The 13,391-nt window shown below is 62.0% G+C and carries 12 protein-coding genes and 1 tRNA gene; 6 read left to right on the top strand and 7 right to left on the bottom strand.

From position 1 onward, the window contains the following. Window positions 1-137 precede the first annotated feature (137 nt). Window positions 138-518 (bottom strand): cupin domain-containing protein, encoded by a 381-nt coding sequence (locus tag NW845_RS07590; protein ID WP_414377935.1) that lies wholly within the window; start codon window positions 516-518, stop codon window positions 138-140. 290 nt (window positions 519-808) lie between these two features. On the opposite strand from NW845_RS07590, the gene NW845_RS07585 reads away from it, so the two are divergent. The 4 genes from NW845_RS07585 to NW845_RS07570 all read left to right on the top strand — a co-directional run bounded on the left by NW845_RS07585 (window position 809) and on the right by NW845_RS07570 (window position 5,372). Beyond that, on the top strand, window positions 809-2,389 hold the full coding sequence (locus NW845_RS07585; protein ID WP_414377909.1) for a hypothetical protein: 1,581 nt from the start codon (window positions 809-811) through the stop codon (window positions 2,387-2,389). Further along, window positions 2,386-3,501 (top strand): hypothetical protein, encoded by a 1,116-nt coding sequence (locus tag NW845_RS07580; RefSeq protein ID WP_414377907.1) that lies wholly within the window; start codon window positions 2,386-2,388, stop codon window positions 3,499-3,501. Before NW845_RS07585 ends, NW845_RS07580 begins: the two co-directional genes overlap by 4 nt. Window positions 3,502-3,579: 78 nt before the next feature. Further along, window positions 3,580-4,434, top strand: coding sequence for a hypothetical protein (locus NW845_RS07575; RefSeq protein WP_414377906.1), 855 nt, complete (start codon window positions 3,580-3,582; stop codon window positions 4,432-4,434). Between the two features lie 101 nt (window positions 4,435-4,535). Beyond that, entirely contained in the window at window positions 4,536-5,372 is an 837-nt protein-coding gene (locus tag NW845_RS07570; protein ID WP_414364638.1) for a universal stress protein, read from the top strand. A gap of 7 nt (window positions 5,373-5,379) precedes the next feature. Here the strand turns inward: NW845_RS07570 and NW845_RS07565 are convergent, their stop codons facing one another. From NW845_RS07565 to prmA, 4 genes are all read right to left on the bottom strand, one after another. Further along, window positions 5,380-6,864: a hypothetical protein gene (locus tag NW845_RS07565; protein WP_414377903.1), complete on the bottom strand. Its 1,485-nt coding sequence runs from the start codon at window positions 6,862-6,864 to the stop codon at window positions 5,380-5,382. A 7-nt stretch (window positions 6,865-6,871) separates the two neighbouring features. Beyond that, on the bottom strand, window positions 6,872-8,131 hold the full coding sequence (gene hisS / locus NW845_RS07560; RefSeq protein ID WP_414364641.1) for a histidine--tRNA ligase: 1,260 nt from the start codon (window positions 8,129-8,131) through the stop codon (window positions 6,872-6,874). 96 nt (window positions 8,132-8,227) lie between these two features. After that, window positions 8,228-8,980, bottom strand: coding sequence for a 16S rRNA (uracil(1498)-N(3))-methyltransferase (locus NW845_RS07555; RefSeq protein ID WP_414377901.1), 753 nt, complete (start codon window positions 8,978-8,980; stop codon window positions 8,228-8,230). Continuing rightward, window positions 8,953-9,774, bottom strand: a complete 822-nt coding sequence (prmA, locus tag NW845_RS07550; protein WP_414364651.1) for a 50S ribosomal protein L11 methyltransferase — start codon at window positions 9,772-9,774, stop codon at window positions 8,953-8,955. The genes NW845_RS07555 and prmA overlap by 28 nt, the downstream gene beginning before the upstream one ends. 544 nt (window positions 9,775-10,318) lie before the next feature. Between prmA and NW845_RS07545 the strand changes: the two genes are divergently transcribed. Next, window positions 10,319-11,146: a hypothetical protein gene (locus tag NW845_RS07545; RefSeq protein WP_414377898.1), complete on the top strand. Its 828-nt coding sequence runs from the start codon at window positions 10,319-10,321 to the stop codon at window positions 11,144-11,146. Between the two features lie 7 nt (window positions 11,147-11,153). Here the strand turns inward: NW845_RS07545 and NW845_RS07540 are convergent, their stop codons facing one another. Continuing rightward, window positions 11,154-11,903 (bottom strand): phycocyanobilin:ferredoxin oxidoreductase, encoded by a 750-nt coding sequence (locus NW845_RS07540; RefSeq protein WP_414377897.1) that lies wholly within the window; start codon window positions 11,901-11,903, stop codon window positions 11,154-11,156. Window positions 11,904-12,130: 227 nt separating this feature from the next. Further along, a tRNA-Ser gene (locus tag NW845_RS07535) sits at window positions 12,131-12,217 on the bottom strand. 162 nt (window positions 12,218-12,379) lie between these two features. Here NW845_RS07535 and panB point away from each other — a divergent pair. Beyond that, a complete protein-coding gene (gene panB / locus NW845_RS07530; protein WP_414364649.1) occupies window positions 12,380-13,165 on the top strand; it encodes a 3-methyl-2-oxobutanoate hydroxymethyltransferase in 786 nt (261 codons plus the stop codon). Window positions 13,166-13,391: the final 226 nt, after the last annotated feature.

The raw sequence follows: 13,391 nt of genomic DNA, 5'->3' as shown, positions 1-13,391 counted from the left end.
CTGCTAGATCCCTAGCACCTGCTCCGACGACAGAAAAAGCCTACACCTGTGGCGGGGGCAGTCGCCAAACTTCTAGGAGTATATGGCGCAAGAGTGATGAACTGGCCACAAGAAAGCCCCCTTCCTCAGGAACTCTCCTAGGGGCGGGCGTAGTCGTCCTCAAAGCGCACGATGTCGTCCTCCCCCAAGTATTCCCCGTTCTGCACCTCGATGATCACCAGAGGGATGGTGCCGGGGTTTTCCAGACGGTGCTTGGTGCAGGGGGGAATGTAGGTGGACTCGTTGGAGTTAAGCAGCACCACCTCCTCGCCCCGGGTAACGCGCGCCGTGCCCCGAACCACAATCCAGTGCTCGCTGCGGTGGTAGTGCATCTGCAGGCTAAGGCGATGGCCGGGCTTGACCTCGATGCGCTTGATTTTGTACATTGGGCCTTCATCCAAGATCCAGAAGGCTCCCCAGGGGCGGGTCTGAGCCTGGGAGGGCAAAAGCTCCAGTGCCGGAATTGCCGCGTTGTCCATGTCCCGCACAGAGTGTAGCATTGAGGTCACACCTTGTTCCACTTCAGAGACTCTCACATCCTCACCTACAGTGCGGCAACTTTTCATCGACCATCTTGCTGAACCCAATACGCCAAAACTCGTAGAAAAAAAGTCTCGAGAAGGGGAATACTAACGCTCCCTTGCATTCCTAATAGTTTTTGCAAAACTTGCTTTTAGGATTAACTAGGGTGTTCCAATGCCCTAGGCCGTCAAGTTTAGCGAAACTCGTTCATAGGGCATGGATGTTTGTAAACCGGCTTAAAGCTATCTTGAGGCTCGTTGCGCCGGTAGGGATCCCTTTGCTGCTCCTGGCTGGCCTCTTGTGGGGGCTGAAGGAAGGCTGGGGCTGGGTGAGCCTAGAGATGCAGTTTCTTGGCTACAAGGGATCCGTAGCCGTCCTGGGGCCGGATCCGCGCCTGCCCATTGTCGGCACCACCTTTCCCCCTTCGCTGGTGCTGGCCACGGCCATTTTGGGGCGCTCGCCGCTGGTGTTGCTGGCCATTTTGGCATCCCTGGTGTTGGACTGGATGGGGCAACAGTTGCGCCGTTTGCCTGTCGGCCTGGGGTGGCGCTGGCTGTGGGGCCTGTTGCTGCTGCTGCAGCCGGCTTTGCTCCTGATGCTGCTGCGCAGCCCCGTTTGGACGGCCACCTCGCTTTTGCTGGGGGTGAACATGGCCTTGTTGTTCCCTCTGGCCAACGAGAAACAAGCAGCGGAGAAGGACGAGCTGCCCGTTACCCTGCGGCTGCTGCTCATTGGGCTGGCCTTGGGGCCGCTGATGGTGCTGCGCTGGGAGAGCGGCTGGCTGTTGCCCTGGCTGGCAGGACTGCTGCTGGTGGCTTTTCGCCGCGAATCTTGGGGGTTTCGCTGGGTCTCGCTGCTGGTGGCGGGGTTTATCAGCCTGGCCCTGATCTTGAGCTGGCTGTATGTCAACTGGTTGGCGGTGGGGGATCCCTGGGCTTTTACTTACCAGGTGGGCAGCGGCCTGCGCCTGCCGCAGTTGCGGGAAGACCTGCAGCAGGCCGGCGGCTGGCAAGGGCTGGTGGAGCTGGGGAAGTGGCTGGCGGTGCTGGCCCCTGCCTATCTCCTGTTGGGGATGGGATCCCTGCTGGGCCGCTGGGTCGGGGCCTTGATCTGGGGGATGCCGTTGGTGGTTCTGCTGGCTTCCCTGGGCCAGGGGCTGTTTTTGCCGGAGCTGAGCCGCTTTGGTCTCGTCTGGGTGCCGCTGCCGTTGCTGATGGGGGCCTACTTAGTCCGCGGAGCCGGCCCCGGCTGGGCCAAGCGCCTGTTGATCACCGCCCTTTTGGGGCTGAACTGCCTTACCGCTGGCTATGGGCTAAGCCAAGAGCCACGATTTTTGGCGCCCCTGGTGCTCGAGGAGCGGGATCTCTGGGAGCGGCTGGTGGCAGGGGTAGCGCCCCTTAGCCGTGAGTTGGAAGCGGCCCAAGACCTCTACGAAGTGACCTCCGCGGGGCAGGTCCTGGCAGCGTGGCGCCGGCAGCGGCAGGAAAAGCGCCAGGTAGGGCAATATCTCCGCCGCCACCTCTTGCCCGGCGAGAAGGTGTTGGTGGACGACGACATCCACTTTGAGGCTATCTTTTGGGCGGGGGATCCCCGCTTGTTCCTTACTCCCCACCAGTACGAGTTTGCCTTGGCTCTGCAACACCCTCAGGAGCGGGTGGACTACTTGCTGGTGGCGGGGCCGGCGGATCCCTTGCGGAGCGCCGATCGCATCCTGCAATTTTGGCCTGAGCTTACCTTTGAGGGGCTGCCAGGCTTTAGGGAGGTCTACAGCTCCCCGCAGGTGCGGCTGTGGGCCCGCCAGGCAGAGCTTGAGGAGGAGACGAGATGACCTGGAAACGGCAATGGCCGCGGCGACAGGTGCTGCGGATGGGCGGAGCGCTGCTGGCTTCCTATGGGGTTGGAGTTGCCGGCTGTGGTCAGGGCTCCGAGAACGTTGCCACGGGGAACCGGAACTTGTCAGAGCTCTTGGCCCGCTGGGAGGTGGGCATTGGCGAGGATCCCGGTCGCTTCCTTTGGGAAATCGAGTCGGATCCGCAGGTGGCAGCGGTGGCGCGGGGCTGGGATCCCCATTTCTTGAGTGGCTGGCTCAACAGCTTTGACCACCGCCAGGGGGATCTCTCCTTCTGGCGCAACTGGCACCAGGCGGGGCTTTTGCGGCAGTGGTTTGAGCGGGGCTACAGCCTGCACATCATCACCTGGGAAGACGACACCACCCGCCCCTGCGGCGACTACCACCTCTCGCCGCAGTTTATCCAGGACGTAGCCGAGCTGGCCGGGTATATTGCCCAAGCCAACCCCCAGGGCCGCCCCACCTACTGGAGCCTGGCCACTGAGTTTTCCTACTGGCGCGTCCCTGCCGATACCTACAACGCCGACACTGCCCCCTACTACCGCGCCCTGATGCGCAACATCTTAAGAGCCCGCCAGGCCATCAAGGAGCGGCTGCCCGAGGCCGAGGTGGCCCTCTGCTGGGGCGGCTGGATTGCCACCTTTGACGATCGCCGCCGCGGGGCAGGGCGCAGCATGGTAGAGCCTTTTGCCGAGACGATGAGCCAAATGGACGGGATCGCCTTCCAGTCGATGCGCCAGCGGCGACCGGGGGAGTTTAACCCGGAGCTCAACGGCCCGGATCCGGGTAACCCCGAGCAGATCCGCCTCTGCTGCCGTCTCTTTGCCCCCATCCACCGCAACCTGATGCTGGCCCACTACGAGCCCTCGATTAAGGACAAGCACCCCAACGGTGGCCGGGCCGACACTGTCCAAGTGGATTTTGAGATCATGAGCCGGCCCGAGTGGCTGCAGGAGGTGTCGCAACTGGGATTGCGGCGCCTGTCCCTGATGCACTACGGCCTCTACAAGGGGGATCCCTATGGGGCGCTGACGGCAGCCCGGCAATTCCGGGCCCGCGTAGGTTTGCCGGCTATTGCCCAGAGGGTGTAGGTGGATGGAGACGAAGGCCCAAAACGGAGCTCTGTAGGTACAATCCCCCTTGGCGGCGCCGTCGAGAGGGATCCCTAGATGAAGCCTTTGGCAATTGCAAGAAGCTGGCTGCTGGGCCTGGGCCTTGTCTTGGGGGGGTGGGAGCTACCGGTCTGGGCCGGCTGCGGCTTCCCTCGCGGGGCAGGGAAAACGTTTTTCTCGCTCCAGCCCGAGGTGTACCAACCCCGCACCCGCTTTGACCGGGGGGGACGTCTGCAGCAGGCCCTTTCCGAGTATGGCGAGACCCGCCTCAACCTGTTTGGCGAAACCGGCCTCAGCGATCGCCTCACCCTCAACCTCAACACCAGCTACGTTTTCCTGGAAAATCGCTTTGCCAGCGGGGCTGAGACCGTTACCCAGCGCAACCAGGGCCTGCGGGATCTGGAGCTGGGCCTGCGCCACACCTGGGGAGAGGGGGATCCCTTTTTCTCGGCTCAATTGACGGCCCTGATCCCGCCGGGATATGCCACCCAGAACACCCCCCTGCCGTTGGGCTATGGGGTTTTCGGCTACGACCTCAGCGCCGGCCTGGCCGCTTCGGGCAAGCTGGGATCCCTGCCCGCCTTTTTCGACTCCTGTCTGACCTTTCGGGACTACCTGGGCTACCCCGGCAACCGTCTCAAGGCCAACTTGACCTTTGGAGCAGATCTCAGCCCTGAGGTGCAGGCCATTGCGGCTTTGGATGGCGACTTCACCCTTGGCAACGGCGCCCCGCTCCTTTTTGGGGATCTGGCGGTGCAGGATCCCGACTACAACAACCTTAAGCTTTCCGGCCAGCTCAACTGGCGCCTAGAGGAGGGGCTGACCCTGGGGCTAGGGGGGTTTCAGTTTTTAACAGGCCGCAACACCAATGCCGGCGGCGGCTTCACCGGCTATGTGTGGCTAAGTTACTAAAACTCAACAAAATGTTGCGGGGTATCTGCCGCGGCAGCAGGGATCGGCAGAGGCAGATCTAGGATGAGACTTGGCAAACCTTGGCCTGGAGAACGGATCCCATGCCTCGCTTTGAAAACATCGTTGCCGCCATCGACGGCAGCGGCCCCACCGAGCAAATGGTGCACACGCTGCTATCTTTGCCGGCCTTTGCCCAGTGCCACGTAACCCTGCTGCATGCGGTGCCTTCCCAGACCTCTGCTGAGGACATGCGCGCTGCTTGGCAAAAGGGACAGGAGCTGTTGGCCCAGACGCTGCAGACCTTTCCCCCGCGGCCTGGGCTAAAGATCAGTACCCAACTGGTGGAAGGGGATCCCAAGGTGGTGGTACTGCAGGTGGCCGAGTCCCTGCCCAATCCCCTCATCGTGATGGGATCCCGCGGGCGCAACCGCATCATGGCCATTTTGCAGAACTCGGTCAGCCAATACGTCTTCCAGCTCGCCTCCTGCCCCATGCTGCTGGTTAAAGACGACGCCTACGTCAAATACCCCAGCCATGTCATGGTGGCCCTCAACAACTCCCCTGCCGCCCAGGCTGCCTTTGCCACAGCCCTGGATCTGGTTGCCGGTATCCCGGGAGCCCAGATTTTTCTGGCCTCGGTACAACTGGATGCCGACGCCCAAGGCCGGGACGAGGTTATAGACAAAGCCATTGCCACCCTCAAAAGCCGCCAAATCGGCCACCAGGTGTTTACGGCGGTCGGGGATCCGGGCACCGAGATCGTCCGCTTGGCGGAAGAGAGCAAGGCCGACCTGTTGGTGATGGGATCCCCGGATCGCCGGCCCAGTATTGCCCGCAGCATCCCTGACCTGGATCGGCTGCTGGGGCGCTCCATCTCCGACTATGTGCGGGTGCACATCGGCTGCCCTGTGCTGATGGTGCGCTCGGCCCAAGACTGAGGGATCCCTAAGGCAAGATAGAACGGCGCTCCGTCACGCGGTCGCTTTGCTGCTGGCGATCCGGACTGACGGCCCAAGCCTCGAAGATGAGTTCAGGAACGCCGGGGGGAATGGTCATGCGGGTGAGGGCTTGCCACCGTCCCTGGTCATCGCGGGAGAAGTCCAGCAACCAACGGGGGCCATCCACCAGCGAGCGGGTGCGGCCGTGCTTGACCCAAAACTTAATCCACAAAGGAGGCTGAGAGGTCGAGCCACTGGCAGAATTGACCGAGGCCGGCAAACGCAGCACTACGTCGAAATTGTCACCTGCCCGCAATTGCTCGGGCACCACCAGTTGCGGTACCGGGCAAGCTGCCGGCACCTGGGGGGAAAGAGGCGAGGTTCCCGGAGTGGCGGCGGCGAGCGGTGGCGGCGGGGCCGCCTCCTCGCGAGGTGGCTCCGGTTGGGCGGCAGGTTCGGGTGCGGTGTCTGCTAAGGGGGCAGGGGAGGCTGGGAGCTCTTCTGGCTGAAGCAGGCTGGGAGCTCCTCCAGCATCCTCTTTTCCCGCAGGGGTGCTGCGCTGCCAGATGCGCAACAACTTCTGCAGGGTGCGTTCGGGGGAGAGCAAAGGTGAGGTCGGGGAAGAACTGTCGGCTGCGGCTGGCGTTTCTTCTTGCCGCTGCTGACCAGCAGGGATCCCGGAGGAGGGGGGGAGGACTTCCCCCTGGCCGCGACAGCGAACGGAAAAGGAGATCCGCAGCGGCTCTGGATCCGGCCAGGAGGACGGAGTAAGGCGCAGTTCCCCCCGCAACGGACGGCTCCAGGTATAGCTCGGCAGGGTGATGGGAATGCTGAACACCGCTGTCCGGGCTTCAGCCGGAAATTGAATCAGCCGTTGCCCCTCGAAAACCGGGCTCTGTTCCCCTTCACCTTCTTGCCAAACTCGTACCCGCAGCTCGCCACTGCAGCCAATCCGCCCCGTCAACACCAGCACCTCATCGGGGGATCCCTCCAACTCGCTGTGCATCAGGGAAAACAGCTCTGGCGGGATGGCAGCCGCTTTGGTCTGGGCAGAGGGTTCGGGCTCCGTTGGCTGGGCCGCCAAAGGTGCTGCGGGTTCCGTCTGAGCCGAGCCGGGCACAACCTGGAGACGCAGGCAGTTGTTCAGCTCTGTCTCACCAAACAGCTCGGCAATCAAATCGGCATCGCGGCAGTGGAACTCCCAAAAACCAGGGGCGAGGTGGGTGGCCGGCAGGATGATGCCGATCCCCTCCTCGTTGGTGCGCACCGAACGGGTTTGCAGGAGCGAGGTGGTTGTCTTGGAGTTTGCTCCTGCCGGGGATCCGCTATTTTCGGTCGGCAGAGGGCGCTGGCGGACTTCCACTGTGATGGTGAAGTGGGGCTGGGGGGAACGGGCGACGATGGTGTAGGTGTCCTCTTCCAGAATGGCTCCCTCGGCTGATACCGGCTGCCAGTCTTCTCGGCCGTTGCGCCGCACCCAAAAACTCAACATCACTCCATCACCTCTGGGACGCCAAATACTGCACCAAGTCAGCTTGCAAGAGGGTTTGCTGCTGCCCCGTGGGCAAGTGCTTGAGCTGCACCTCCCCGGCTGCAGCTTCTGCGTCCCCCAGCGTAACAGCCCAGGTCGCACCGCTGCGGCTGGCCCGCTTGAACTGCTTGCTGAAAGCGCTGCCGCTGAGATCCAGCTCGGTGCAGAAGCCGGCTTGGCGTAGGGCTTGGGCGATCTGGAGGGATTGGGCCTCAGCCTTTGCCCCGCGGGAGATCACGTAAACCTCGACCGGTGTTGGCGGAATCTCCCCTTGTTTCTTCTGCAGCAGCAACACCAGCCGCTCCAGGCCGATGGCCCAGCCCACCGCCGGGGTCGGCGGCCCGCCCAGCTCTTCCACCAGGCCATCGTAGCGCCCGCCCCCGCAGACGGTGCTCTGGGATCCCAGCTCCGGCGAGATGATCTCAAAGGCGGTGTGGGTGTAGTAGTCCAAGCCGCGCACCAGGTAGGGATCCAGCTCATAGGGGATGTCTAGGACCTTGAGATGGGCTTGCACTTGCTCGAAGAAGGCGCGTGAGTCAGCACTGAGGTAATCGGGCAGCTTGGGTGCTTTCTCGGCAATGGCACGGGTATGGGGATCCTTGCTGTCGAGGATGCGCAAGGGGTTGCGGCTGAGGCGCTCTTGCGAGTCGGGATCGAGCTGCTCTTTCAAGGGGGTGAGGTAGTCCACCAGGGCTTGGCGGTAGGCCCGCCGATCCTGCGGATCCCCGAGGGAGTTGAGCCGCAAGGTGAGGTTTTCTGCCCCCACCGCCCGCAGCAGATCCCAGGCCAAGGCGATGACCTCGGCATCGGCGCGGGGATCCCGGCTGCCCAGCAGCTCTACCCCCAACTGATGGAACTGGCGTTGCCGCCCCGCCTGGGGACGCTCGTAGCGAAACATGGGCCCGCAGTACCAGAAGCGCTGCACATCGCCTGCCACCTGCAACCCGTGCTGGATGTAGGCCCGCACCACGCCGGCGGTGTTTTCGGGGCGCAAGCTCACCTCCTGCTCGCCGCGGGTGCTAAAGGAGTACATCTCCTTACCCACCACGTCGGTGGCGCTGCCAATGCTGCGGGCAAAAAGCTCCGTCAGCTCCAGAATCGGGGTGCGGATCTCTTGGTAGTTGGCCCGCCCCAAGATCTCGCGGGCGCTGGCCTCCACCTGCTGCCAAAGCCGTACCTCCTGCGGCAAAATGTCGCGGGTGCCCCGCACCGCCTGGATTTTCTCCATGTTGGTTCCTCTTGCCCAGAGCCCCGTCCTGGGAACCAAGGGTTCATGTCAATGCCATCATATCGGCAACAGCGTTCCTGCTGCTGAGGGGCAGAGCTAGCCCCGGCTCAAGCGAGCGTAGAAGGCGGCAACTTGGCTGCCGGCGGCCACAGCCGCCGTGGTGGCTCGCAGGATCGTAGGGCCCAAAGAGACAGGTACTCCGCCGTAGGCTTCCGCCTGGCGGCGCTCCATCTCTGTCCAGCCGCCTTCAGGGCCAATGGCCAGTGCCACGACAGGATCCCTCCGTTGCGGTAGGACTTGCAGCAGCGGGGGGGCCTCTCGGCGGGCGACGGCTATACCCCACCAATCGGCTTTGAGCTCGGCTAGCCAACGGGTCCATGGGGTGGGTGGGTCGATCTGGGGCCAGCGCAACCGCTCACATTGTTCTGCGGCCTCTTGCACAATTTTTTGCCAGCGTTCTTGCCGCCCAGATCCCGGCTCCACCACAGTGCGCTCCGTCAGCAGGGGGGTAATGCGCGCTGCCCCCAGCTCGGTAACCTGGCGAAACACCTCATCTAACCCCCGCCCCTTGACCACCTCCAAGCCCAGATGCAGGTAAACGGGCAACTCCCGCGGCAGCGCCTCCACCTCGCCCGCAATTTGGGATCCCTGCGGCTGCCAATGGGCCAGCCACAGCTTGCCGGAGCCATCCAACACCAAGAACGGATCCCCCGGCTTGAGGCGGCGCACCCGCTGTAGGTAGTGCTGCTGCGGGCTGGTCAAGTGGAGCCCACCCGCGGGATCCCGTTGGGCCGGGTCGATAGCCAAGCGGGGCAGGGAACTCAGGTCGTGCGTGCGTTCAGACAGCACCACTCCCCCCGTCGCCAGAGGGCTGCCACCACCCATTCATTGGCCTCCAACATCTCCGCCACCAACTTGGCCTGCTCGATGAGGATACCGCTGAGGATCAGCCATCCCCCCTTTTTCACCACCAGGCCAAACTGCGGGATCATATCCAAGAGCACGTCCGTCAGAATGTTGCACACCAGCCCATCCACCATCTCGGGAATATGCTCCAGGCTGCCTTTGGCCACCACAATGCGATCCGTCAGGCCGTTGAGATCCCGGTTCTGGAGCGTGGCCTGCACCGCCAGCGGGTCAATATCCACGGCATAAACCCGCTTGGCTCCTAAGAGAGCTGCCGCCACCGACAAAATGCCCGAACCACAGCCCACATCGGCCACTGTGACTCCCCCAGCACCCCCCCCAAGGCGCATCTCCAGAGCCTCCAGGCAAAGCTGGGTGGTCGGATGAGTACCTGTGCCAAAGGCCATGCCCGGATCCAGCCGCACCAGAAGACGACCGGGGTGGGGGGGTGGATCCAGCCAGGCCGGACAGATGAGCAGCTTGTCCCCGACCGGTTCGGGCTGCCAGTGTTGCTTCCAACTGTTGCTCCAATCCTCTGCCTCTATGCGTTCCCAGCGCAGCTTGGGAAGGGGCTGGCCGGCAACAAGGGCGTCTTGCCGCAGGCGCAGCGCCAGAGCAGCCAAATCCAGGAGCGTGGCGCGGAACCAGGGCAAATAGGCATGAATACTGATTCGATCTTCACCGTAGGCCTGGCTGGCCATGCCCTGACAACCAAAGCTCTCCAGCCGCCAAAAGATCTGATCCTCCTGGGCAGGGGAAGCAACGATGTGGAGATCCCACCAGGCCCCATCGGGATCCGGCCCTTGGGCAGGCGAGAGCGGGCTGAGGTTGGCAACGGTCGTGCTCACAGGGATCCCTTCAACAAACCTAAGGAAAACCGAAATTTTGGCTAACAGAATAGCGATCCAAGTCGCCAGCAGGCTAGCACTTAATACAGAACTCTATATCAGAAATTGTAGTAATTGCAGTCTTCCCCTCAATTCGTCGTTTAGGCTTTAAGAGCCTGCCCCATTGTTCCTGGTTAGTCTGGGATTTGAAGGCGCACACTGTTGACTCAGCAGCGACGCAGGGATGGACTCCCCCCAATTGGGGGATGGCCCTCAGCGGTTCCTTGGATGTCCAGCTCAGCCTTATGAGATAGATTAAATCCAAAAGTATTGAACAAGAATTGGGTACAGCGTTGACGCTCGCTTCGAGCCCCAGTGATTTTACGGATAGATGGGGTTTGGCCAGGGCGTGTTGAGCAACGATAGAGAGGAAGCAATGCAGGCGGCAGAGTCGATGTCAACTGAGCAGTCAGCGCAGCAGCCGAAGGTGGCTCCTCTTGCCAGAGAGGAAAGGGCTGCCCATGAGGATCCCCAGCCGCTCGAAGTCAGCCCTCGCAAGCACTCCGTCCCGCTGACGCGAACGGCTCTGATGCGGCGCTTCAACCAGAGCTTTCCGCCTTTCTACAGCCAGTTTGTCAGCAGCGAGGTTCAGGTTCAAAACTTGCGTCTGGCCTATGCCCTCTACCAAACCCGCAAGGCCGTGGTACAGATGCAGGACGAGCGCGGCAAGACAGTAGTTTGTCTGGCCTATCGCAACCGCCCTTCTCTGCTCAGCGACCTGTTTGGGGTGCTCACGGCATTCAATCTCTCGGTACACGGCATCCATCTCTACGGGCAGATCTACGCACCCCACTTGGTTTTTATTCGGGTCACTGTCTCCCGCGATGGCCACAGCCTTTCCTCCCAGACCAAGCTCAACCTAGAACGGGCTATTCACGAGTGCTTGGCAGGGGTGTTTCCCGTTCATGAAACTTTGGCGCTGGAGTTTGATCTCAAGGCCGGCTTGAAAGACACCCAGGTTTCTTTTTATTTTGACCCAGTGTTTCATCTGCCCACGCTGTTGGTGGATGTGGACAACCAGCCGGGCGTGTTTTACCGGGTGATGACTGCTCTAGCGCAGGAGGATTTGACTGTGGTTAACCTCAATCTGATGCTTCGCCGCAAACGGGCGCGCTTCATTTTCTACTTGCTGGGGCCGGATGCAACTCCAGCCATGCCAGAGTTCCTGGGGCAAAAATTGGCGTTGAGCATCCAGCAGCGGCTGCAAGGGGAGCTTGTCTAGATCTGCACTAGGTCTGCATCGGACTGGGGGGCAAGTCAAAAAGGACGGTGCTCATGTAGCGCTCGGCCCAGGCGGGGCCAAAAGCTTTTTCTAGAACGCGGCGGGTGCGGTCGTTCTGTTGTTGCTGGCTGCAGTAGCGCTGCTGCCCTTGGTAGTGGGCCAGGATCTGTGCGGGATCCGTCTGCGGGGGGATCTGTTGCGCCAGCCGGCAGTGGATTTCCAAATAACGGCGGGCGAAATCCAAAAAGCGGTCGGCTTCTGCCTCGTCGCCGGGCCGGATGAACAGACAGTAGGGAGAAAAAATCGTCCCCCACGGCGGCAACTGGCGTCGCTCTTGGAAAGGGGCGAGATGAGCTCCCAAAGCTTCCAACTCTTGGACATAGGGATCCGGCAAAGTGGGGGTGACCGGCGAGAGATCGACGATGGCGGCGCTCACCTGACCGCGGCCGGCCACAATATCACAGCCGAACAACGGCAGCGGGTACTGCGGCTGCGGAAACATGACGCAGTGGAGAATATCCAGGCTTTGCCCGGCCTGGGCCAGCTCCAGGTGCAACTTGCGAAAGGGAGCCCCTTGGTAGCAGCGGTTTTCAATCTGCAATTTCTCCCCCTCTAGGCGGCCCTCCACATAGCCCAGATCCTCCGGCAGGGCATAGGGAGCCAGGGCGAGGTGGGATCCCCAGATCTCTAGGATTGCCTCCGAAAGGCGCTGGATGAGGGGATGCAGTTGCGCTTGCAGAGCAGGGGCGGTGAACATGGGAGCCAAGAAGACCGGTTAAGCGACAAGTCCTCGAAAGCCGCGCCGGGCCAATCCGCAAAGGTGCCTTCCTGAAACCCAGGTTTCAGTAAGCTGAGGTGGGACTTAACGAAGCAAGGGATCCCAGCCAGTCCAGGGCTGCCGGGGGCTTTGGCGGAGGTTGAGAGGGCCGGGTGCTGACCCTACCAGGCGTTGGCAGCGTTGAGCGCCATTGGATTGCTCGAAGACGGAAGGGGTGGGATTCGAACCCACGGTGACCTTGCGGCCACAACGCTTTTCGAGAGCGTCACAATCAACCACTCTGTCACCCTTCCAGTCTGCATAGGGCTTTACCATCTTAGCGGCAAACGGGCTATCCTGCCCGGATCCCCTCTCGTGGAATGGGGCGGATGCAACCTGGCCAATTACCCCAGGGCCAAAGCTCTTGGGGGGTACGGCCCAGCCAGAAACCGCAGGGGAAATGAGATCATAGAGGTATGGCTGCCCTTTCCATTCACCACTTTCGCCAGGCCAAACAGGCGGGTCAACCGTTGGTGGCCCTCACCGCTACCGACTATGCCACAGCGCAGATCTTGGATCGAGCCGGGATCGACTTGATCTTGGTAGGCGACAGCCTAGCCATGACCAGCTTGGGGTACAGCAGCACCTTGCCCCTGACGCTGGAACAGATGATCCACCACGCCCAGGCAGTGCGCCGCGGTGTAGAACGAGCCTTTTTGGTGGCCGACTTGCCTTTCTTGAGCTACCAAGTCTGCAAAGAGCAGGCCCTCTTCTCGGCAGGACGGTTGATGAAGGAGGCAGGGGTGAATGGGGTGAAGCTAGAAGGGGGCTACCCAGACATGGTGGAAACGGTGGCCTTTCTGGTACAGCGAGGGATCCCGGTCTTGGGCCACATCGGCCTTACCCCACAGGCCAAGCATCAACTGGGGGGGTATCGCCAGCAGGGAAAAACCCCCTCAGAGGCAGAGCGGCTGCGCCAGGAAGCCCTAAGCCTAGAGCAGGCAGGGGCCTTTGCCCTGGTTTTGGAACACATGCCGGCGGAATTGGCTGCCCAGATCACCCAGCAAGTCGGGATCCCGACTCTGGGCATTGGGGCTGGCCCGGCCTGCGACGGCCAAATTCTCGTCACCCACGACCTGCTCGGCCTCAGTGAGCGGATCCCGCCCTTCGCCAAAGCCTACGCCAACCTGCGAGAGGTAATCCGAGAAGCGGTGGAAGCCTTTGTCGGCGATGTTCATCAAAGACTGTTTCCCCCCACCTAGGGCATCCCCTCGGCAACTCGCAAGTATCACTTTCTGGCAGCTCAGTCGTTGGTTACTGCTCTCCCTTGGTGAGGATCTCCAGAAATGGGGAGCCAGTCGGGGCAGCCGATTGCCGCCTCTGTCAAGGCTGGCCGAGGATGTACAGCGCACATGAACTACCCCACCGCGTAGGCGGGTGGGGTTTCCTCACCCGCTTGGCAGCAGAGCTTTTGTCTCTTCTTCTGCC

The sequence above is a fragment of the Synechococcus sp. H60.2 genome (assembly GCF_047462315.1).
Lineage (GTDB): Bacteria > Cyanobacteriota > Cyanobacteriia > Thermostichales > Thermostichaceae > Thermostichus.
The sequence above is the reverse complement of the archived record's forward strand: the minus strand, read 5'-3'. Positions and strand labels throughout refer to the sequence as shown.

Bases quoted from the DNA above. Each gene is read 5' to 3' on its own strand.
- NW845_RS07545 (WP_414377898.1), top strand. From the start codon at position 10,319: ATGTCAACTGAGCAGTCAGCGCAGCAGCCGAAGGTGGCTCCTCTTGCC.
- NW845_RS07580 (WP_414377907.1), top strand. From the start codon at position 2,386: ATGACCTGGAAACGGCAATGGCCGCGGCGACAGGTGCTGCGGATGGGC.
- NW845_RS07575 (WP_414377906.1), top strand. From the start codon at position 3,580: ATGAAGCCTTTGGCAATTGCAAGAAGCTGGCTGCTGGGCCTGGGCCTT.
- NW845_RS07570 (WP_414364638.1), top strand. From the start codon at position 4,536: ATGCCTCGCTTTGAAAACATCGTTGCCGCCATCGACGGCAGCGGCCCC.
- hisS (WP_414364641.1), bottom strand. From the start codon at position 8,131: ATGGAGAAAATCCAGGCGGTGCGGGGCACCCGCGACATTTTGCCGCAG.
- NW845_RS07565 (WP_414377903.1), bottom strand. From the start codon at position 6,864: ATGTTGAGTTTTTGGGTGCGGCGCAACGGCCGAGAAGACTGGCAGCCG.
- NW845_RS07540 (WP_414377897.1), bottom strand. From the start codon at position 11,903: ATGTTCACCGCCCCTGCTCTGCAAGCGCAACTGCATCCCCTCATCCAG.
- panB (WP_414364649.1), top strand. From the start codon at position 12,380: ATGGCTGCCCTTTCCATTCACCACTTTCGCCAGGCCAAACAGGCGGGT.
- NW845_RS07590 (WP_414377935.1), bottom strand. From the start codon at position 518: ATGGACAACGCGGCAATTCCGGCACTGGAGCTTTTGCCCTCCCAGGCT.